This window comes from Gimesia aquarii (assembly GCF_007748175.1).
GTDB classification, from domain to species: Bacteria; Planctomycetota; Planctomycetia; order Planctomycetales; family Planctomycetaceae; genus Gimesia; species Gimesia aquarii_A.
Genome location: NZ_CP037422.1, coordinates 2,238,748 through 2,259,780, shown reverse-complemented (window position 1 = coordinate 2,259,780; position 21,033 = coordinate 2,238,748). Strand labels below are relative to the sequence as shown.

The 21,033-nt window shown below is 46.5% G+C and carries 11 protein-coding genes; 5 read left to right on the top strand and 6 right to left on the bottom strand.

The features are described from left to right. Positions 1-56: 56 nt before the first annotated feature. The gene (locus V202x_RS08945; RefSeq protein WP_145173237.1) at positions 57-1,028 is read right to left on the bottom strand and encodes a DUF1559 domain-containing protein; all 972 of its coding nucleotides are present in this window, start codon (positions 1,026-1,028) and stop codon (positions 57-59) included. Positions 1,029-1,569: 541 nt separating this feature from the next. Between V202x_RS08945 and glnA the strand changes: the two genes are divergently transcribed. After that, positions 1,570-2,982 carry a type I glutamate--ammonia ligase gene (glnA, locus tag V202x_RS08940; RefSeq protein WP_145180481.1) on the top strand — a complete coding sequence of 471 codons (1,413 nt, stop codon included), beginning with the start codon at positions 1,570-1,572 and terminating at the stop codon, positions 2,980-2,982. A 16-nt stretch (positions 2,983-2,998) separates the two neighbouring features. Here the strand turns inward: glnA and V202x_RS08935 are convergent, their stop codons facing one another. Further along, the gene (locus V202x_RS08935) at positions 2,999-5,809 is read right to left on the bottom strand and encodes a beta strand repeat-containing protein (protein WP_197993303.1); all 2,811 of its coding nucleotides are present in this window, start codon (positions 5,807-5,809) and stop codon (positions 2,999-3,001) included. Positions 5,810-6,797: 988 nt separating this feature from the next. Then, complete coding sequence (locus tag V202x_RS08930; protein ID WP_145173231.1) at positions 6,798-6,983, bottom strand: hypothetical protein; 186 nt, start codon at positions 6,981-6,983, stop codon at positions 6,798-6,800. Positions 6,984-7,269: 286 nt separating this feature from the next. Here V202x_RS08930 and V202x_RS08925 point away from each other — a divergent pair, with 286 nt between their 5' ends. Beyond that, complete coding sequence (locus V202x_RS08925; protein WP_145173228.1) at positions 7,270-8,622, top strand: carbon-nitrogen hydrolase family protein; 1,353 nt, start codon at positions 7,270-7,272, stop codon at positions 8,620-8,622. Positions 8,623-8,654: 32 nt separating this feature from the next. Here V202x_RS08925 and ccsA read toward each other — a convergent pair whose 3' ends face one another. Continuing rightward, positions 8,655-12,254 carry a cytochrome c biogenesis protein gene (ccsA, locus tag V202x_RS08920; RefSeq protein WP_145173226.1) on the bottom strand — a complete coding sequence of 1,200 codons (3,600 nt, stop codon included), beginning with the start codon at positions 12,252-12,254 and terminating at the stop codon, positions 8,655-8,657. A 61-nt stretch (positions 12,255-12,315) separates the two neighbouring features. Continuing rightward, positions 12,316-13,431, bottom strand: coding sequence for a hypothetical protein (locus V202x_RS08915; RefSeq protein WP_145173223.1), 1,116 nt, complete (start codon positions 13,429-13,431; stop codon positions 12,316-12,318). A 1,052-nt stretch (positions 13,432-14,483) separates the two neighbouring features. Here V202x_RS08915 and V202x_RS08910 point away from each other — a divergent pair. Further along, positions 14,484-16,223 carry a thioredoxin domain-containing protein gene (locus tag V202x_RS08910; RefSeq protein ID WP_145173220.1) on the top strand — a complete coding sequence of 580 codons (1,740 nt, stop codon included), beginning with the start codon at positions 14,484-14,486 and terminating at the stop codon, positions 16,221-16,223. Between the two features lie 207 nt (positions 16,224-16,430). Continuing rightward, positions 16,431-18,491 (top strand): isochorismatase family protein, encoded by a 2,061-nt coding sequence (locus V202x_RS08905; RefSeq protein WP_145173217.1) that lies wholly within the window; start codon positions 16,431-16,433, stop codon positions 18,489-18,491. A 22-nt stretch (positions 18,492-18,513) separates the two neighbouring features. Here V202x_RS08905 and V202x_RS08900 read toward each other — a convergent pair whose 3' ends face one another. Next, positions 18,514-19,611 carry a cellulase family glycosylhydrolase gene (locus V202x_RS08900; RefSeq protein WP_145173214.1) on the bottom strand — a complete coding sequence of 366 codons (1,098 nt, stop codon included), beginning with the start codon at positions 19,609-19,611 and terminating at the stop codon, positions 18,514-18,516. Between the two features lie 206 nt (positions 19,612-19,817). Here V202x_RS08900 and V202x_RS08895 point away from each other — a divergent pair, with 206 nt between their 5' ends. After that, the gene (locus V202x_RS08895; protein ID WP_145173211.1) at positions 19,818-21,032 is read left to right on the top strand and encodes a sialidase family protein; all 1,215 of its coding nucleotides are present in this window, start codon (positions 19,818-19,820) and stop codon (positions 21,030-21,032) included. Position 21,033 lies beyond the last annotated feature (1 nt).

Below are 21,033 nucleotides of genomic sequence, written 5' to 3'. Positions count from 1 at the left end.
ATTGTGCCTCGAAGAGAATTGTAGGCGGACAGGATTGCCCGCCTACAGGATTGATATCAGAATTCGCCGAGTGGCTGTCCATCATCGCGCGTTGCTAAACGCCGTAAAGTTTGCATATCTATATTTTCGCTGAGAAACCGGACTGAACCATCTCCCAGCAAAGCATGAACTCCTCCCGTATGTGGAGAGTAGATCCCATTGTTGGGGCCATCGTTTGTTCCGGTGCCCGGTAAACTGTTATCTACGGTATTAGGTGGATAACGAATAGTTGTGAGATTGAATGTACGGTTTTGACCTGTTTCGCCAGCGTCAGCTGTACCCATCATCCAACCATGGTTGCTGTTAACCTGAACTGGATTGTCAGCTGCGTCTCGAAAATAGTTTGAACACTCACTCACAACGATGATATTAGTTGTTCCATCTGAGATATCTTTGATTTTGATGCACAGGTTCTGGAGCATGACGCCCCCACGCGCTTTAATTCCCCCTGGGGTGACTGAGGTGCAACATCCCGTATAATTGTATTGATTATGGATTGATGCATTCGTGAAGCCGTTTCCGTTTGTGGCTCCCGAAATCCCTACATAGTGTGGCCTGACAGTCGATCCTCCCCCCGTATTATGAGTAATCGCTTTCATTGGACTGGATGGACAGAGCATCAATGGAATGATTACCTTATCCGCAACCAGCCCATTTCCGACGTAGCCGGAGTGATTGGCTTCATGATTGAGCTGGTTGAACAGCGGAGCCTGGTCCATATATGGCAGAATGCCGACCCACCAGGATTGTCCCCAGCCGCCTAATTGGTCTCTGCGTGCACCGAGGGGGAAGCATTTAAAGACATCATGATAATTATGATGTGCCAGGCCGATTTGCTTCAGGTTGTTTTTGCAAGTTGATCTCCTGGCAGCTTCTCTTGCTTGTTGCACTGCTGGCAACAGTAAGGCGATCAAAATGGCTATGATAGCGATCACAACCAGCAACTCAATCAGTGTAAAAGCGCGTTTCTTTGAATGAGTCAGTTTCATGTTTTTCCCTTCGAAAAAGAAAGAATAAGAAAAGAACAGTAGAGATAAAAATTCTCATCCTGGATGATGATATACCTGCTTCGATCAACTCAATTCGATTGCTGATTACAGCGAAAGACGTTGAATTCTCTTGTGTCATCCTGCGAATTCATTTATGACATGTTTAAGGCAACATAATATTTTATATATTAATACATTGGTTCATTAATATACAAAAATATTAATCCTAAGTCTATAGTTGATCAGAGGCTTCTGTCAATTAGCGCAAACAATAATAAACGATTTTGTAAATTCGTATGCTTTGTTAATAAAGTCCTGCTTTTAAGTTGGATCTTACGAAATCAAGAATCTCTTAACTCTGATGTGAGAGAGAGATGATTTCAGCTCTCACCTCATTAACAGGTGAAGTCACTTAAATCTATGAGTAACACTGCCTGTTTTTTGAGCAATTTTCTGAAATGGTATATGGTTTGCATTATTAAGATATTCTGTTTTACCTTAGAATAATTGATAAATGACAAACTCCAATCAGGGAACTACAATGACTCCTCGGGAAGTGCTCGCCCTCTGCCGTGAACGGGAAATTCAGGCCATAGACCTTCGATTTATGGATTTTCCTGGTACCCAAAAACATTTCACAGTTCCTGCTAAGATATTGGTAGAGAAGAGTTTCGAAGATGGCTTCGGCTTTGATGGCTCTTCAATGCGAGGCTGGAAGGCGATTAACGAAAGTGATATGTTAGTCGTCCCGCAACCTGAAACGGCGTTTGTTGATCCCTTTATGACAAACACTCTGGTGATGACCTGTAACATTCAGGATCCGATCACTCGCGAGGACTATGCTAAAGATCCGCGCAATGTTGCCCGCAAAGCAGAAAGCTATATGCGGTCCACTAAAATCGCTGATGTGGCCAATTTCGGGCCCGAAGCAGAGTTCTTTATCTTTGACGACGTGCAATTCGACCAAAATGAGCACGAATGCTATTACCATGTGGACAGTATTGAAGGCCAATGGAACCGAGGAAAAGCAGGCAGCACCCCAAACGCGGGTTACAAAATCCGGCATAAGGAAGGTTATTTCCCCGTTCCACCAGCTGACACCTTACAGGAAGCACGTACTGAGATGATGCTGGCATTAATGGATTGTGGCGTCGAAGTCGAAGCGCAGCATCATGAAGTCGCAACGGGCGGCCAGTGTGAAATCGATATGAAATATGCACCGTTGTTAAAGACCGCTGACAACCTGTTGCGCTACAAATACATTGTTAAGAACGTGGCTGCCAAACATGGTAAAACAGCGACCTTTATGCCGAAGCCACTCTGGAACGATAATGGTTCCGGCTTGCATTTGCATATGTCGCTTTGGAAAGAGGGCAAACCGCTGTTTGCGGGTTCCCGCTATGGAGGTCTTAGCGAGATGGGCATGTATGCGATGGGGGGGATTCTCAAACACGCGCCTGCTCTATTTGCATTTTGTTGTCCCACGACCAATAGCTATAAACGTTTGATTGCCGGCTATGAAGCACCCATCAATTTGACGTACAGCTATCGAAATCGATCAGCGGCGATTCGGATTCCCGTGCACAGTCCTCATCCTGAAAACAAACGTTTTGAATTCCGCTGCCCCGATTCTTCTTCGAATCCTTACTTAGCAATGTCAGCTGTGTTGATGGCGATGCTGGACGGCATTCAAAACAAGATTGATCCCGGTCACCCTCTGGAAAAAGATATCTATGACCTGAAACCTGATGAACTGGCAGAGTTACCCGCTGTACCTGAATCACTGGAACAGGCACTTCAAGCGTTACGCAATGATCATCAGTTTCTGCTTGTGGGTGATGTCTTTACAGAAGATGTGATCGATACATGGATCTGGTACAAGTCCAGTCAGGAAGTGGCTGCCCTTCGCGAGCGCCCGCATCCTTACGAATTTGCCATGTATTACGATATCTAAATGTTTTATATAAGGTTTATGGGAAGCAATCGGCAATGTTCTGAATCGTGCCTCCACCAGCCGTATTGACTGTCGCACCATTGTTGTTCGTGGAGAGATTCGGCAGGTCTTCCACATTGATGGTACCACCCACGGCAGCAAAGAAATCGAGAGACGTGTTAGTTGTATTTCCTGTCGCCTCTACACAAAGCAGATGAGGTGAGCCGACAAACACATCGAGTCCGGTACCACCTCCACCAGCTCCAAAGAGTATGTTACTATTGACCTGAATGCGGGCCGCACTTACCGTGCCACTATCCAGGAGTACCTCGATACTATCATTAAAAAGACCACCCGTTTGTGCGATCAAGTTATTGGTGACGAAGACGTCATGGTCTGTACCACGATCAATGTCCAACGAGATACCATCATCAAACAGCGCTGCCAGGACATCATCCGAAATCGTGTTTTGGTTAATAGTAGTGTCTGTTGTACCTGTCGTGTTCAGACCAAGATAAATGCCCGTACCAAAGAGATTCACCAGATCATCCGAGTCGATCGTATTTTGAGAGATCGTTGTTGTGGCTGATCCTGCATTGTAAATCACACTAATACCATCTCCGAATACGCCTGCGGTATTTTGGATTGTGTTACCCGTAATGGTGGTTGTCATAGCGCCGGTTGAATTACCTGTGTAATTAATCCCGTCTCCAAAAGCATTCAGGATACTAGTAATCTGGTTGCCTCTAATCCGTGTTGTCACATTACCCGCGGTGGTGGATACTTCGATTCCAGTACCAGCTAAAGCAAGCACACTGGTAATGATGTTATTATCAATTTCGACGGTTGCATCACCGCCAATTTCCACATCAATCGCATCATCAAATGCAGTCAGAATACTTCGGATCGTGTTTCCGCTGATGGTGCCGTTTCCAGAACCATTCAGTACTGCAATTCCATCAATGCTTGCATCGTCTATGGTATTGGATGAAAAGTTAAAGTTCGTGACATTTTGTGCGAAGATACCTTCAGTCGTGGGGGTGTCAATAGTCGTGTTTTGAATGGTAATATTTTGTGAATTGGTAGCAGTAACGCCGGTTGCTCCACTATTCGTGAGAGTTCCACCATTAAGTGTAAAGCTACCCGTCAGATTGTTAATCAGGACTGAGTCAGCGCCCGCATTTGTACTGCTTAAGTTGTCAATTGTAATATTTGCCGTGCCGTTGTTAACATTGACTGAAGTTGTGCCATTGGTTGTGGTGACCTGTCCGAACTGAATCGTTCCGCCTGCGTTCTGGATATCGATACCATCGCCGTTGGTATTTGTATTCGAACTATTGGTAAAGGTCACATCCCCATTACCCCCGGAGATCAGCACACCCAGACCACCCGATTTGGTGAGAGGTGTTTGGTTGAACGTAGCGGGGCCGGTTAAATTTGACAAGCTGATTGCCGTACCAGCTCCGGTATGATTAATGGTATTGTTGGATACCATCAAGTTCCCCACTCCATTGGAGATAATTGAAGAGCCCGCACCGGTTGTTGTGATACCAAATCCGGAAAGCACACTGCGGTTATTCAGCGTGAAGCTACCGGTAATCTGTGGAGTCAGTCCGGTATTCGAATCAGGTAGTTGTACCTGTCCCACTTGAGTGGTAATGAATTGTGCTGGCCCGGATGAGAGTACCTGTGTATTCGTTGCAAGTGTAAAGTTACCTGCTTCAGCGGCATTCCGATGGTCGTACACGACAACATTCCCCTGTTGTGTTCTTGTGTCTGCAAAGGCGGCTGCCAAAGTTCCAAATGGATCCTCAAATGTTCCATCACCACTGCCTCCTGTTTCGACATGCATGAAGAAGTAAGGCAGTCCCGTTGAAGGATCAATAAGTAAACCACCATTGGGATCCTGGATTTCCTGGTTGGTGACCACGATATTACGAAGGCGTTCGGGAGCTTCTCCCAGTCGATCACGAGCCGGCAGGTTAGATCGTGGTCCATTTCTCAAGCCTGTGATACTAGGCCACTGAAACGATACAGCGAAGTTAACTGTTGTGTCAAACACACGATCATTTTGAATACTGAGATTCAAGGCGACGACATCGGAAATACGACCTTCAATGCGCGACTTCCAGCCCCAGGCTTGTGGAGTGCCGTTTGCTTGAAAATGATACCAGCCCGCGAAAGCACGAACATCGGTATTGGGGCCGGAATAAATTTTCCGACCAGCTTCCATATCAACTCCCGTCATCGCGGCTTGGTAGAATCTGGTAAATGTTCCGCCGAAGAGATGATGGCCGATAAATGTGTACGTGCCCGTAGGGTCATGAGTGGTTCTTAACAATTTACGTCTTGTTCCGGTGGGGATGTACCAGTTGAGTCGTGCATCCCAAAAATCGCCAAGTGTTTCGATACCCCCTGAAACCTGGCCAAAGTTGGCATAGCCCGTATCACGGGTGTCATAGTAAATGTAGCCGCCAATGGTTCGCTGGTATTCGGGTAAATATTGTCGGGCACCAATCCCGATATTGGAACCCAGATTATGATTCTCATCATCAAGCAGTAACCGTGCATCGAGGAAGGCAAGCCAGTCGCTATTATATCCCTCAAACAAGGGAAGGAAGCCTTCGAAGGAGGAAAGTCCTCCAACACGACCTATTGTGTCCCCCGCTTCATAGCTGTAACCGAAATGGGGATGGTAGCGTCCAAACCAGGCGGAATCGCCGAACAGCTCCGAGACATCACCACTATAATTTTCATTATCGAATTCAGGTATCTGATCGATTGTCTGCGCGAAAAGTAAAGAATTTCCACCCAGAATGATGATGACAGCCAGACAGTATTGTTTCATGGAATCCATTCCAGTTTATGTGTAGAGCCCCTACTTCTGTCGTCAGGATTGATCCAGTTACTAGATCCATTTTAGTTAGGAAACGATTAACTATCTTGACACTGGTCAGGGTTGGTCCGGTTAGGAATTCTAGGTGTAGAATATCGTTTGCTTTCTGTTCCCATATTTTCTCAAAACGCATGGTAAAACGCCTACTATTTCTAATTTACTAAATCAATATCTAGTAGCCTCAAAACAGGTTAGCTGAAAAATCAAATTGACAATTTCAGGAATTTTGAAATGGAGTTAAAGTCCTAAACAGTACTGCATGATTTGTATCTTGACTCGCTGATGTCATTGACTAAATTGCACGAATTGCGTCGCGCGCGTGAGAATGGTTTTACATACTGAAGGTCTCTTCACAACTTGATTTTTTCACTATGAAACCCTCTGGTTTGAAAGCAATTTGAACCGACTCTGCTCATAAGTCCTCCTGTTATCGATTCGTATCGGCTGTCTCTCAGATGACATCGGTGAAACAACAGATTGTATGAGCACGCTCTCACTTGCTGTTGACGACAAGTTCCTATTTTCTTTCGACTTGACCACTTCGGTCTTCTTCGTTCGATATTACGCTCATACAAAGATTTGATTGATGAGTATAAACTGGCAACATCAGCTTGATTGAATGGATTCTATTACCGCTGCAATAAATTTGATGGAAAATCAATCTTCAGACTTCATTTTAACAGATACCGCCTCAATCGAAGAACTGAAAAATGAGAAGTGAAAAAGAGGATCGGTCAGGATGGAATGTTGTGGTACTGCTTAACTCAGATGAGTCTTCCAAACCACAGTCAATGATGATTCCCCCATGAGGGCTAATGCTACCTCTGGGTCTATTCTCCGGGGGCAGTGTGATCTATACCAGCGCGACGTACCGCTGAATGTACGGTTCCTGTCCTGCGATTGTAGTCTGACGCCCGTTCGAATTCATTAATGGTTTCCGTCAGCAGTGATCACAACGTGTCTTGCAATAGATAGATTCTTCATTTTGTGATTCATCGATGGCGAAATTGATCAAACAGCGAAGTACTTTTGAACGATCGGGGAGACTGTGTTTCTGTACCATCTGGTCAAGATAATCAATCTGGCTTTGTTTTAATTCCAGCGTAACTGCTACATTTTCACTCATGTCAATCTTCTCCTTTGCATACATTGAAGTGGACGTTTTGGAACGGTTCTCAATTTTCAGAGATTGTACTTACTGGAATTACGATTTCCATAGCGATTTTTTATTTCAACCTGCGACCGGCGGAACTCCAGGCTGTTCATACCAGTAAATAACAATTCTACCACAAAAATCTGATTTCTGATGTCTTCTGCGATCTGCTTTGTTACAATTCAGGTCCACAGCCATGCTCCCGCCTGAGAGGGCGATCCATCCTCAAAATCCATGATCAGCTTTCGGAGACACTTTCATGAAACAGTCACCAGGCATTTTATTCTTTGTGACGATCTTGCTTTTTCCTTATATCGGATACTCAGGCGAACCGGCATTGCACGAAGGATGGCAGGCGATGACGCCTCGCGAGGAATTGCGTCCACAAGTTTCCTGGGATGCAAAGGCAGGGCTGAAAAAGAAAGGCGCCTTTATCATTCAGGCCGATGGCCGTGAAGGTCTGATGGGACACATTCAAAAGTCGTTCCCTGTTCAGGGGGGAAAGACTTATGAATTCACAGCGTTTCGCAAAACAGATGGCGTTGATCTGGTACGTCGAGCTGGCGTGGCTCGTTTGCGATGGCTCGACAAGAACGGAAGACGTGTGAAGCGTGATGAGAAATCCTATGCTTCCTATCGACCGGGCGAGCGTCCTCAGGCAGAACCGGAATTTCCCAGTGATCAGGAAACAACAAATGGCTGGACAAAAGTGGCTGGAAATTATCGTGCTCCCTCAGAAGCGGCTCAGGTGCAAATCGAGTTACATTTTCGCTGGGGCCCACCACATTCACAAATCCAGTGGAGTGATATCAACTTCGAACAGGCAAAAGAAATCAAGCCACGCAAGGTACGACTCGCAACGATACATCATCGGCCCCAGGCAGGCAACAAGCCCACTGATAAACCGGCACAGTTTGCGAAGTTGATCGAACAGGCGGCACAGAAGAAAGCAGATTTGGTGGTGCTTCCTGAATCCATAACGGTCTATGGTACAAAGCTGCCTTACGCTGAGTGTGCAGAACCGATTCCCGGACCATCCACAGACTATTTTGGTGAGCTTGCCAAAAAACATGACCTTTACATCGTCGTCGGGCTTTACGAACGGGCAAAGCATCTGGTTTATAATGTGGCTGTGTTGATTGGTCCCGATGGGAAAATCGTTGGTAAGTATCGAAAAGTCACACTACCGCGAGGTGAGATTGAAAAAGGCGTCACACCCGGAAGCGAATATCCGGTGTTTCAAACCCGTTTCGGAAAAGTTGGTATGATGGTTTGCTACGATGGATTCTTTCCCGAAGTGGCGCGCGAATTGAGTAAAAACGGAGCCGAAGTGATAGCCTGGCCTGTCTGGGGCTGTAATCCGATGCTCGGCGCCGCACGCGCCTGTGAGAATCACGTTTACGTGATCAGCAGCACTTACACAGACACATCTTCCAACTGGATGATTTCCGCCATTTACGGACATGATGGCAAACCACTGGCCCAAGCTAAGGAGTGGGGAACGATTGCCATCACCGAGGTCGACTTGAACCATCCCCTCTATTGGCAGAGTCTGGGTGATTTTCGTTCTCAAATTGAACGGCATCGCCCCGAAGTGGCTCCGAAACCTTAACGAAATCACTAGCTCATCCGTTAAGGTACTCGTTATGCTTCGCGATTCTTGAAACTCCACCAGCGGTTTTGCGGAATCAAGGCGATGGCCATGATTGCCAGTTGTGACAGCATAAACAGCGCCAAGGCTTTGAGAACGCCTTCTGTGAAACCATAGGAATGCAATCCGACCCCCAGTTCATTGACGCCGAACCAGGACCAGCTGGTGACGATATTGCCACCAATGGAAAGCATTGCCAGACCACGATCTTTGACCAGCCCTCCCCAGCGGGCATGTAACACGAGTGCGTTCCAGAGCACGATGATTAAGGCCCCGTTTTCCTTGGGGTCCCAACCCCAGAAACGGCCCCAGGAATCATCGGCCCAAAGACCACCAAGTACCGTTCCCACAAAACTAAGGAAGATCGCGAAGCAGAGCACGCCATAGAGCATACGAATCACTTCTTTACCTGCATCCGCTGTCATGCGGGGCGTGCACGTTCCCCACAGAATATAAAACAAACCGAGTAGTCCAGCCACGAACGTTGCGGCATAGCCAAGAGTAATACAGACCACATGTGTGGCAAGCCAGAACTGTGTATCAAGAACAGCTTGTAGCACGGTCATCGTATCACCATCCCCGGCCAACATGTGGGCGATCAGAAGTGTGGAAAATCCGGAGACCGAGGCCAGCAGGTTTCCAATGCCCAGCCGATTCATGCGTTCGATCACAATTCCCCCCAGTACAGCTCCCCAGCCAATAAATACGGCCGAGGAATACAGGTTCGTGACAGGTGGACGTCCCGAGATATAAATACGAGAAATCAGGGCAAAGGTATGTACGACAAACGTAAGCACAATCAGCCAGAATGCGGCATCGCCCAACGGGCGATGCCAGAACAAAAATGAGAAACAAACCAGTACAAACGCGATCAGATATAACACCGAGGAGTAATAAAAGGGCTCAAAGTGATTGAAGAAGGCTTCGTAATCAATTTTGGACAAGCTGGCATCTGGCATCTCGGCCTGATGTTTCTCCAGCCATTTTTGATAGTTACGAACTTCTTTATTAAATTCTCCGACATCATTTTTCGCATAGGCAACCAACATTTTCGTCCAAGCCTGAGTCGCTTCGCTTTCTTTGTCATTCGAGAAACTGGCTTTGACCAGATCACGAGTCCAGGCGTAGGTGTAAGTTTGCCATTGATCATCTTCCCCTTCGACTTCATTACCCTCTGATTCTTCTGGTGGAATCGCGCGTGGAGGATTGCGGCGGTCAAGCATCCGATGACGTCGGATTGCTTCAATCAGATCATCACGCGCCGATTCGGGACGGATATTCGGAGGGGTGAATGACTGGATAATCAAATCAACAATGCCAATCTTTCGTTCCAGATCAAGGACCTGAGATTGATACAGGCTGGCCTTTCCACGGCCTGCTTTGCGAGCCAGGTCAGCCTGTTTGGAGAGTTCAGGAATCTTTTCTGCGAATTCATCGAAGGAGTAACGGAAGCCTTTCCGTTTCTCCAGCCCCAATGTGTGTAGCAGTTCCAGATTTTCGATTCGAACGACATTGAGTGCAAAGGCCTCGCGCGGTTTGGCAATCGTATCTAGCAGCCACTTGATGGCAGGTTGAGTTTTTCCGTTTTCGTCTATGTAATCCTGCCGACCGGAAATGACCCGCAGGCTGTTGCGCGCCAGCGTATCAATGGGCTTGAATCGTCCCTGGTATAAAATTGGGAGCTCTCCGAATTTGTAGACGTTCATTTCATCTGACGGTGTCTTAGGGACGCGGGCTTTGCTCATGAGATAACCGCCAAAGACGATTAGAATCAATGCAGGAATCAGACAGCTTTTCAGCTTTGCCTTTGATCGTTTTTTCTTGATCCATTTCGCTTCGTCTTTCTCTTTAGGTGGTAAAAACTCAGCGACGGCAGTTGCTTCTGTAGTCCGTTCGCGGCGTCCGAGAAAGCGTAACAGTGTAATCATAAAATGGTATAACATGCCGACGGCGACGATCATGCAGGAAACATAGGGGATCATCCAACCCATATTTGTGACGACAGACAGGGTGGTCATTTCTTTTCCGGTGCGGGGGTCGGCATGATAGCCGCTTTGATAGAATGTTTCGCCGCTGTAACGGAGTGGATTGTTCATCCAGATTTTGATCTCTCGATCGACGTTGGTTGTGGGGTCTACCAGTTCAATGTCCGAGGAATAGTTCATCACAGTGCTGGTGCCGGCATAATCATCTTTTCGTACATCGATGAGTTTCACACGATACGGTTTATAGATGCGTTTGAAGCGGAGATAGAGCTGATATGGTTTTTCGTCGACAATGACTTGCTCGCCAATGTCCTGTAAAGCCATTTCCAGACTGATGAGATAAATGCCGAGCGACTCATTTGTTTTTTTGTCAATGATTTTGATGTAGGCAGCAGGTGTGTCGACAGCGCCGTCGCTATCGGTACCAGCCGAACTTCGCGTGGGTAAGGCAATCCATTCTTTGCCAATACCCGTGGTGGCTGGATTCTCAGCCTGCTTTTTTTCCTCGGGACCCAAGGAAGAAATGCGTCGTAAGGAAGCATTCGGGTAAAATTTCACCAGTTCATAATCGAAGGCGAGTTTGGGGTCGGAAACGACTTCTTCTTGTTTGGCGAGTAAGATCGATTTGGGGATGACGGTGACTTGGTCCTGTTCGGGATCGGTTTCATCAATGACCGCCAATTCAATTTCGCGGATGTCATGTACAAAGTTTGCCGTTTCCCCTTCCGAAATCGTCATCTGTGTTTCGACAGCCATCGTACCGACCATCAATTCACTCAGCATCATCAGACCGATGCCACCATGCAAAAGCACGATTCCGGCTCGCTTTTTAAACAGGATGATACAACCCGCCAGAAGCACAACGCCTGCAAAAGTCGCTTTAATCAACTGCCAGAGAATGCGCATCGAGGAATCACTGAAGCGTGCGGCATCACCCTGAGAGAGAAACCAGGCCAACAGGCAGGCAAACAGAACAGCGCCTCCCATGGTCAACCAGCGTTCTATTTTTCTGAACGACTCGATTTTAAAAAAGAGCCAGATCCCCCCCAGTACTAATGCTCCCAGCCCGACTTCAATCAGAGTCCATAAAGCAGACCAACTGAGTAGGGGAGTTTCCTGAAACCCGTCTTTATTGGAACCACTGGCGATCACGACCCAGGTCAATAGCAGACCCGCAGCAATCACGGCCCAGCCAATCGCTTTTTGATTTCCCTTCGCCTGCACTTTAAATCGAATGAAATGCGCTGCCAGCAGATTGATGCCCATGAGAAAACCAATGAGCCAACCACCGGGAAAGTAGAAGAAACCGGGGATATTTTCCTGGTTGAGGTTCGGAAAGAAAGAAGGGGGGAAGAAGATTTTAAATTCGATACGGGCAAAGCCGGTGCGGAAGTATTCATCGATGACAACCCAAATGTCTTTATTCACTTGCGCCAGCGTTCCCGCCAGGATGATGAAGATGGCCATCGCAAACAAGACGACCGTCAGTCGCAACGAGGCAAAAGGCTTTAAGAAACTCAGGAACTGCTCATGGAGATTTGTCGAACCCGAATCGAAATCTGGTGCGGCAAATTCGCTGGATTTGTCGGAAATGGTGTTCGTTGACATACTAAATTCCTGAAATATAAGCTCAAAAAATTACGTCTCTAAATCAGCGTTTTTTTTGTGATCATTCAAAGCGAATCGATTGCACAAACTGTTTGAAACGATCTGCTTCCTGTTCCGCTAGTTTTGCGGGACCTGAGAACTTGACAAACCAGGCCAGATTATCGCGATAAATTATGGCCCCCAGAATCGCTTTGCGTGGTTTCGAATTTTCGGGGCCAATCAGTTTCACATAGGTCGCTTTAAGATCTCCTGCTTTCAACTCTTCAGATTCTTTAGGAAGGTCCGATTCAGAAATGTCTTTCAAGCCGACCTGCCCACGCCAACGGTTGATATTAGGCAACAGAGGAGAGTGTTCTTTGGATAAGTCAATAATCGTAACCTCACCCGTTTCATCTCCTGCGTTAATATTAAAGGCTGCTTTTCGCATTCCGCCACTTCGTCCAGGCTTCCAGCCTTCAGGAGTTTCATATTTTAATTTCACGGATCCAGTCGGAGGGGTAGCTGGTCCTGGAGACGGTTGCCTCATGCCACCCCGCATACCTGATGCAAAAGGAGCACTACCCATCGGATTACCGGCCATCATGCCTTTTAAACTGACGGCGGTAATGGTTTTGTCGCCTTGATCTTTTAGTGTAAACAGTTCAGCGTCTAATGCTGGTTTGGTATCGGAGGCGGCTTCAACGTCTTTCGTCGTGATTTCTGAAAGTCCTACCTGATCACGCCATCGGTTGATATTGGAAAGTAAATCTTCCGGGAGTGACTTCCCGGCAGAGAGTGGTGTGACAGTCAGTTCCAATTGGGGATCACTATCTTTAATTTTGAGTGTCGCGAAACGGATTGAGCGTCCTGGCTCCTGTTCCCAGTTTTCCGGCAGCGTCCATGCAGGTTTACCCGCTTCCAGTTTGATCGATTTGAGAAAGGCAATAAACGTATCAAACTCGGCACTCACTTGATCGGGAGCACCCGTCATTTTGAAAAACCAGTTCTGAGAACCACCGGGCAGGATCGCAGCCAGCATACGCACTTCTTTGGCAGGTGCTGTAGTACGTTCCGACACGGTTGAGCTTGTATCATTCGCACTCTTTGGCACAGTGTAAGAGGTGATCTCTTCCTGTTTGGTGCAACCGGCAGAGAAAATCAGCAGGAATATCACAATAAGTGAGCATGTTTGTTTCATAAGATTCCGTGGACCCCAAAGGTCTAATCAATTGATTCAAGTGATTTTGTCGAACCAGCGTTTCTCTCAACAATATCGTGATTGGCTGCATCACTGATATGTGTATGTGTATAGAAAAACAGACAGTGGTTCCGTAACTGTACTATAAGGTAGGAAGGTGTTGAGAAAGACGAGGTCTCTCTGCAAGGTTGTAAGTCATTATATAAAAAATGGATACGTAAATCTTGGTTGTGTCGGTTCTTCCTGATTTTGTTCGAGAAGCACCGTTGTTTTATTATAGTTGTTTCAGACAGAAAAAGTACACAACCAGTTTGTCTCCCTCTCGTAAAATCTTTCTCTTTCGTGGTGATTCGATACCGCAATCGACAATATCCGGCCATTACCGAAAATGATTAAAAATAGGGTAAAAATTACAATGCCTTGCAAAAAAGTTACGAAATTGGTTTCGAGTAAGGCCGATTGTAAAAGGTTCCAGAGAAAATCCTATTTACAAGGAATTCTCTTTAATGTATTTACGCATTCTCGCGAATAATTCGCAAAATAATTTGTTATTGTGGTACGCAAGGTGCTTATTTTTGAAATCACCTGTCCCAAATGGGATTTCGATCCTGTTTCTTTCAAATAGTTACTTCTAGGTACGGAACCGACAAATCACATCAATCAATGCAAATGGTCAGGAAGACCGACGCTTGATCCCGTTTTAAGTATCCAAAAAATCCAACAGCTTGTTGGCAAAACAACCTTTTAGGCATGGAAGCCGCATAGTGAAGCTATTTTCACAGACATCGCCTGTTGATGCACTCAATTGGGCTGTGAATTTTCGAACTGTCGAAGCTCTTCAGATTAAGAGAACGTCTAAGCAGTTTGTCGCTCATGTGGGGATTGAAGTTCGATCTCCTTGCTCTGCTTCTCTGCAAACGGCAACCAGTCAGGTTGTTTGCTCACCAGCGAGAAACCGATCTGTTTCTCAACGGAAGCAAAGAGTGAATACCCCTTTATCTGATTCAGTAACGTGTAGTGCGTTTAAACCAACCTTTTTGAGGAGTTGGTAGATGAAGTTTGCGACGACAGTCATTTTATCTTTTTTGTTATTTTCCAACTCTGTTTTTGCCGAAACTTCCAAGGGAGTGCTCTTAGACTTTACCGCGACGTGGTGCGGCCCTTGTCAGAAAATGAGTCCGTTGATTTCGCGTCTTAAACGCGAGGGTTATCCTATCAGGAAAGTCGACGTTGATCAGGAACCGGAATTAGCACGTCGTTTTAATGTTTCCAGTATTCCTGCATTTGTTTTAGTTGTCGGAGGACAGGAAGTCGCCCGGTCTGTTGGTTCAACCACTGAGAGCAACTTGAGACGGATGTTGGCACGTATTCCCACAGCGGAACCACAGCGGCCGCCCGTTCCCCATAAAAATGACGAGGTCATTTTTGTTTCCAATGATCAAAAAGGAAGCGAATCTAAACAGGGTTCGATCCAACTGGCGCAGCATAAGACCAAGCCAAAGAAGAAGTCTCGTGGTTTCAATATTCCCTTCTTTGGAAAGTCGAAAAAAGAAGAATCGGTGGTGGTAGAAGAGCAAGAGCCTGTCATTCGTGCTCAGTTTGGTGATTCTTCCAGTGATCAGATGTCTGAAACACCACAACAGAAGGTTGCTAACAACTGGCGTGAGAGTGCCGTTCGCATTCGAGTGAAAGATAAAAAAGGTCTGGACCTTGGATCGGGTACGATCATTCATAGCGCGGTCGGACGTACCTTGATTGTAACCTGCAGTCATATTTTCAGTGAATTGCGCGATGATTCGGTCATCGAGGTGGATGTCTTTCAAGGTGACAAGCACGAAACCTATGTAGGTACATTAATTCGCTATGATCTGGAAGCAGATGTCGGATTGATTTCAATTCCTACTTCAGGTGTTTTTTCTTCAGCAAAAGTTGCTGGAATCGAGCATCAGGTTAAGAAAGGTGATATCGTTGCCAGTATAGGCTGTAATGGTGGAGAACTTCCGACATTGGAGAAAATTCAGGTCACGGCCCTGAACCGCTTTTTAGGACCAGACAACATCGAATGCACGGGGATGCCCGTTCAAGGACGCTCTGGTGGTGGATTGTTTGATCGATCAGGTCAGTTAGTGGGTATTTGTTTTGCTGTTGATAAAGAAGATCAACGCGGACTTTATGCAGGTTTGCCTGTCATTCACAAACTGTTGGATGATTCGAAACTGACAGCACTTTATAAAGAAACAGAATTCCAGCAGACTCCTCCTGAAACCAAAATGGCGGCAGAAGAACCCGATCAAGAAATGCTTACCGAATTTTTAGAGCGTGCGATGCCAACTCAACCGGTGGAGTCTCCAACTACAGGAAATCATGATCTTTCTCAATTGCAGGCGGCTTTAGAGCAAGCGGGGGAATCAGAAGTCGTCTGTATCATTCGCCCCTTAAACAAACCAAAGTCGGCGAGCCGTGTGGTCATCATTAACAAAGCCAGTTCCAAATTTGTTTCTTATCTGTCGGGTGAAGTGAGCAATCAACCACAGCCGACATCAGCACGTTTTAAGCCCAGCGAATTAATTTCCCGTGAGCCACAAATGCAAAAAAAACGCATGGTCCGCAATCTACCACGTGCGAAAAGTATGAATCATGCTCAGTCAGAAGAGCTTGATTTTCGTCATCCTTCATCGTTCACTCAAACTGCAAACAAGACCACGATTACAAATCAGCAGCGCAGAGAAAAAATTCAGCAGGTCGAAAATCAGATTCAGCGTTACCGCCGTTCTGCTCAATCTCGACGCTAAATTTGTAGTATAAGTGGCTTCTGGTTCATTATTCACAACGATAATCCAGCCCGGAAAGAATACTTCTTTTTAGGCTGGATTTTTTTGTTTTCTGCTTTCAGGCTTTTGTTGTGCTATTGAGAGCCTTTAGAATGAACAGTCTGTTGATGGTATCAGCAGATTGTTTTCTTCGATTCCTTCCCATTGCCTGCCACCAGGAGATTCCACGTGAACGTTTTGCAGAAACTGGCGATTTGCCTAAGTCTGGTTTTGGTCTCAACTACCTCGCTGTCGGCTGAGGATCTGAAGTTACAACTGCGTTATCAGCAGGAAACGAGCAAAGATTCGGGACGCTATCATCGTTTGTACCGTTCGGAAAGCTGGAAGCCTCAAGAAACTGCAATTATTGTCTGCGATGTCTGGGACTATCATCATTGTTTCAACGCAGTCAAACGGCTGGAAGAGTTTGCACCACGCCTTGACAATTTATTGAAAACGGCTCGCGATCAGGGCGTCACCATTATTCATGCTCCCAGCGATTGTATGGACGCTTACAAAGGGCATCCGGCACGCATGCGCGCGATGCAGGCTCCCAAGTCTAAGGTTCAACCAGAGGGTATCAAAAACTGGTGCTCGCGGATTCCCAGTGAAGAGCGTGCCGTCTATCCCGTTGATCAATCTGACGGTGGCGAAGATGATGACCCCAAAGAGCATGCGGCCTGGGCGAAGAAACTGGCGTTACTGGGGCGTAATCCAGGGCTTCCCTGGAAAAGTCAGTCCGCTCTGATCACGATCGACGGCAACAAGGATTTTATCAGTGACAAAGGCGATGAAGTTTGGAATATCCTTAACAGCCGCGGGATCAACAACGTCATTCTCACCGGGGTTCATACCAACATGTGTGTGTTAGGGCGTCCCTTTGGTTTACGTCAAATGGTCAAAAACGGGAAGAATGTGGTGCTTGTCCGTGACATGACTGACACCATGTATAATCCTAAAAGCTGGCCTTACGTCAGTCATTTTACGGGCAACGATTTGATTATTTCACATATTGAGAAGTTTATCTGCCCGACAATCACCAGTGATCAATTTTTAGGTGGCAAATCTTTTGTATTTAAAAAAGATCATCGACCACATCTGGTTATCGTGATGGCAGAAGCCGAATATGATACGAAAAAAACGTTACCCGAGTTTGCCGGAAAACATTTGGGTAAACATTTTCGAGTCAGTTATGTATTTGCGGATGACAAGGATCGAAATTCGATACCTGGTATCGAAGTGATTAACGAAGCCGACGTGGTACTCTTCAGCGTGCGTCGTCGTGTGTTACCTGAAAAAGCAATGCAGGCGATCCGCAAATACGTGAAAGCCGGGAGGCCCGTTGTCGGTATTCGCACCGCCAGTCATGCCTTTTCACTCAGAGGTAAAAAGCCACCGGCAGGATTATACGATTGGCCTGAATTTGATGCGGAAGTCTTCGGCGGAAATTATCATGGCCACCTCGCTAACAATTTGAAGTCGATCATTTCGATTAATGAGTCTCAGAAACAGAATCCGATTCTCACCGGAATCCCTGATAAACCATTCCAGCAAGCCTATTCGCTGTATGAAGTCTCTCCTCTGGCGAAAAACACAACCGTTTTAATGACGGGAAAAGCTAAAGGCTTTCCAGTCGAGCCAGTTGCCTGGACGTTCAAGCGTAAGGCGGGAGGCAAATCATTTTATACTTCGCTTGGCCACCCGGGAGATTTTAAAAATCCTGAATTTGTGCGGTTACTGGCGAATGGCATCTACTGGGCCGCCGGTCTGAATCCAGCTGACGTATCGGTTTCGGAAAAGGTAACTCTTCATGAAGCACCGCATTGGTCAGTGGTACAGATTCCCAATTCAGAGAAAACAAACGATACGAACCAAAGTCGCTGGTATCGATGTGTAGTTCGAGTTCCCGAAAAGTGGATGTCAAACCAACCACTGACATTGAAAGTCGGCGAGGCCGAGGGAACTCAGGTCAATGCCTGGTTGAATGGAACTGCTTTAAGGAAATCAGACGCTGGTTTTCAGATCGCCCCAAAATCAGTGACCCCCAATGATGCAAACCTGATTGTTTTACAAGTCACAGGCCAATCTAAAAACGCAGATTTCTGTTCTGTGCCTCAATTAGTTTCCGCAACGGGCAATTTGTCTCTGGCAGGTCGCTGGCAGTACCGAAGAGGAAATAATTCCCAATTTGCCAACATGCCTTTGCCCGCGAAATTTGGGACGGTGACCGATATCGTTTTCAAACCCTGACCTTATTTTGTATGTGTCCGCATTATGGTTCTGTTTTAAATTGCCGCCCATTCTTTTGGAAGAATTCCAGCCAGCTGGCCATGATGGCATCGCGGATCGTCTTTCCCTGTTTATATTCAGCAAGCGTTTTGCCCCAGTAAAAGCCAATCCAGCCATCCGCGTATTGCTTCGATTTCTGGATAAACTCTTCGAATTCCTGGGGTGAGCTTTTCAGGGGGAAGGTTTCTTCAATGACAATGGGTTTCCCAATATCAAATCCTTTGAGCGTTTCCAGGGCTTCATCGACTTTGCCTTTTTCCGGATAAATATGCACACTGATGAAATCAAGATGCTGGCTCACCTGTTCGGGAACAAAGCCCGACTGCAGTCCGGGGCGTTTCAGGCTCCAATGAACCATGCCCACGGTAATCAAGTGCCGTTGATCTTGTTTTCGGATGGCGTCTACTAAAGTTTTAATCCAGGCGGCTGCGATTTCGGGACGCGGTTGTTCTGAAGGGCTGAGTGTGATTCGTTGCACAAAATGCTTGCCTGCAAACCCGGGGCCAAGCCAGTCAGTTCCTTTTTTCTTACCGCCATGGACGACCGGCTCATTCATCAAGTCGTAACAAAATATCGCCGGGCTGTTTGCACATTGTCTGGCGATCGCTTCCCAGAAATTTGCCTGTGCTTGCCAGCGTTCTTTGTCATTCAATTGATCATACCACGCGGGAACATCCTGTTTGTGATAACATCCCAATCCGGTTAGATCGAGATACAAGCCCGTCCGCTCAGCCAGTCTCAGTAATTCATCCAGTTTTTTGAGTGCTACGTTGCGAGGCTGATCGGGGGCTGACATGAATTTGCCGAATTGAAGATGAATCCGCACCACATTTGCGCCCAGTTGTTTCATCTCAGCGAAGTCCTGTTCGACTGCTTTCCATTCGGTGTTCCAGTAGTCTTCTAAAAGTCGTCCGTCTCGATCATGGTCGTAGTTAAATCCCCAGGGGACAAACTTTTTTTGCTCTTCTACAGTGATGAATGATTTACCATCCGGGCTGACCTGAATCCAATCTAACGCGGCGGCAACAAGAGGCTTTACTGACACGAAAAACAGTAGTGCAATCAAGAAAAAAATCCGCATCAGCCTGTTCCTCAAAGAGAAGTGTAAAAGAGTGATTGTCGATCACGGATACGATTTGGCTTATATTGATTCTGAATGATCATGGAGTAGATTGCAATCCTGCGATCTCTGATGTCTTAAGAAAGAATGTTCCTTTGGGATTGAGCAATGCAGGAACTCTGCCTATGGTAAATAGATACTCGACTGTTTTTTAAAAAGAGGCCCTTATGAAATTCTTATTATCGCTTTGTCTCGCACTCATTTTTATGCATATCGGCCAGACTCAGGTAACAGCTGGTGAAGAACAGAAACCGCTTACTTATGAGGTCGATTTGCGGACTGTCTCTGAAGGCTTTGATGGTAAGACCTGTTGGGTGCATGCTCGCGCGGGCGTGATTCCGCAACGAAATAATGATAGACCATTAGTTGTGATGACCATGCAAAAATTATTGCTCAGTGGCTCTGACGTGTTTTACGCGCTGAATGAGATGAGAACTGCCGATGGTGAGAAATGGATCGGACCGATTGAGCACGCTCCGTTGGGGAGACGCCGATTATCGAAAACGAAAGAAATTGCTATCTGCGATTTCACTCCCGGATGGCATGCTAACACAAAGACATTATTGGGAACCGGTCATTCAGTACGCTATGAAAACAATAAAGTGATGCATGTTCGCAAAAGGCATGTTGCTTATTCCGTTTACGATGAGAAAGATCATAGCTGGTCGGAATGGACCACGATGAAAATGCCAGATGAGCCCAAATTCGAAAACTGTGGCTCTGGTTCCGGCCAGCGCGTGGATCTGAAGGATGGTACGATTTTGTTACCGGTTTACTTTAAGAAAAAAACAGAACGGCAATATAGCACTGCGGTTGTATTGTGTGACTTTGATGGGAAAAAACTGACCTACAAAAAGCATGGTAGCGAGCACACAGTACCCGCTAAACGAGGCCTGTACGAACCTTCTGTGGCAAAGTTTCAAGATAAATTTTATCTGACGATGCGGAATGACGAGAAAGGATATGTCTCAGTCAGTGATGATGGTTTGAATTACTCAAAACCTGTTATCTGGAAATTTGATGATGGGCGTGAACTCGGGAACTACAACACGCAACAGCACTGGGTGACACATAGCGATGGCCTGTTTCTGGTTTATACCCGCCGTGGTGCGAATAACGATCATGTATTTCGTCATCGGGCACCACTGTTCATGGCGGAAGTCGATCCTCAAACCTTACGCGTCATTCGGAAGACCGAACGAATCATCGTGCCCGAAAAAGGAGCCCGCATGGGAAACTTTGCGGTTGTGAAAATCAGTCCGCTCGAATCCTGGGTGACGGTTACCGAGTGGATGCAACCTGTGGGGATCGAAAAGTACGGTAGTAATAATCGGGTTTACACCGCGCGCATTAAGTGGTCTCATCCCTCGAAACCAGAGTAGG

Bases quoted from the DNA above. Each gene is read 5' to 3' on its own strand.
- V202x_RS08945 (WP_145173237.1), bottom strand. From the start codon at position 1,028: ATGAAACTGACTCATTCAAAGAAACGCGCTTTTACACTGATTGAGTTG.
- glnA (WP_145180481.1), top strand. From the start codon at position 1,570: ATGACTCCTCGGGAAGTGCTCGCCCTCTGCCGTGAACGGGAAATTCAG.
- V202x_RS08935 (WP_197993303.1), bottom strand. From the start codon at position 5,809: ATGAAACAATACTGTCTGGCTGTCATCATCATTCTGGGTGGAAATTCT.
- V202x_RS08930 (WP_145173231.1), bottom strand. From the start codon at position 6,983: ATGAGTGAAAATGTAGCAGTTACGCTGGAATTAAAACAAAGCCAGATT.
- V202x_RS08925 (WP_145173228.1), top strand. From the start codon at position 7,270: ATGAAACAGTCACCAGGCATTTTATTCTTTGTGACGATCTTGCTTTTT.
- ccsA (WP_145173226.1), bottom strand. From the start codon at position 12,254: ATGTCAACGAACACCATTTCCGACAAATCCAGCGAATTTGCCGCACCA.
- V202x_RS08915 (WP_145173223.1), bottom strand. From the start codon at position 13,431: ATGAAACAAACATGCTCACTTATTGTGATATTCCTGCTGATTTTCTCT.
- V202x_RS08910 (WP_145173220.1), top strand. From the start codon at position 14,484: ATGAAGTTTGCGACGACAGTCATTTTATCTTTTTTGTTATTTTCCAAC.
- V202x_RS08900 (WP_145173214.1), bottom strand. From the start codon at position 19,611: ATGCGGATTTTTTTCTTGATTGCACTACTGTTTTTCGTGTCAGTAAAG.
- V202x_RS08895 (WP_145173211.1), top strand. From the start codon at position 19,818: ATGAAATTCTTATTATCGCTTTGTCTCGCACTCATTTTTATGCATATC.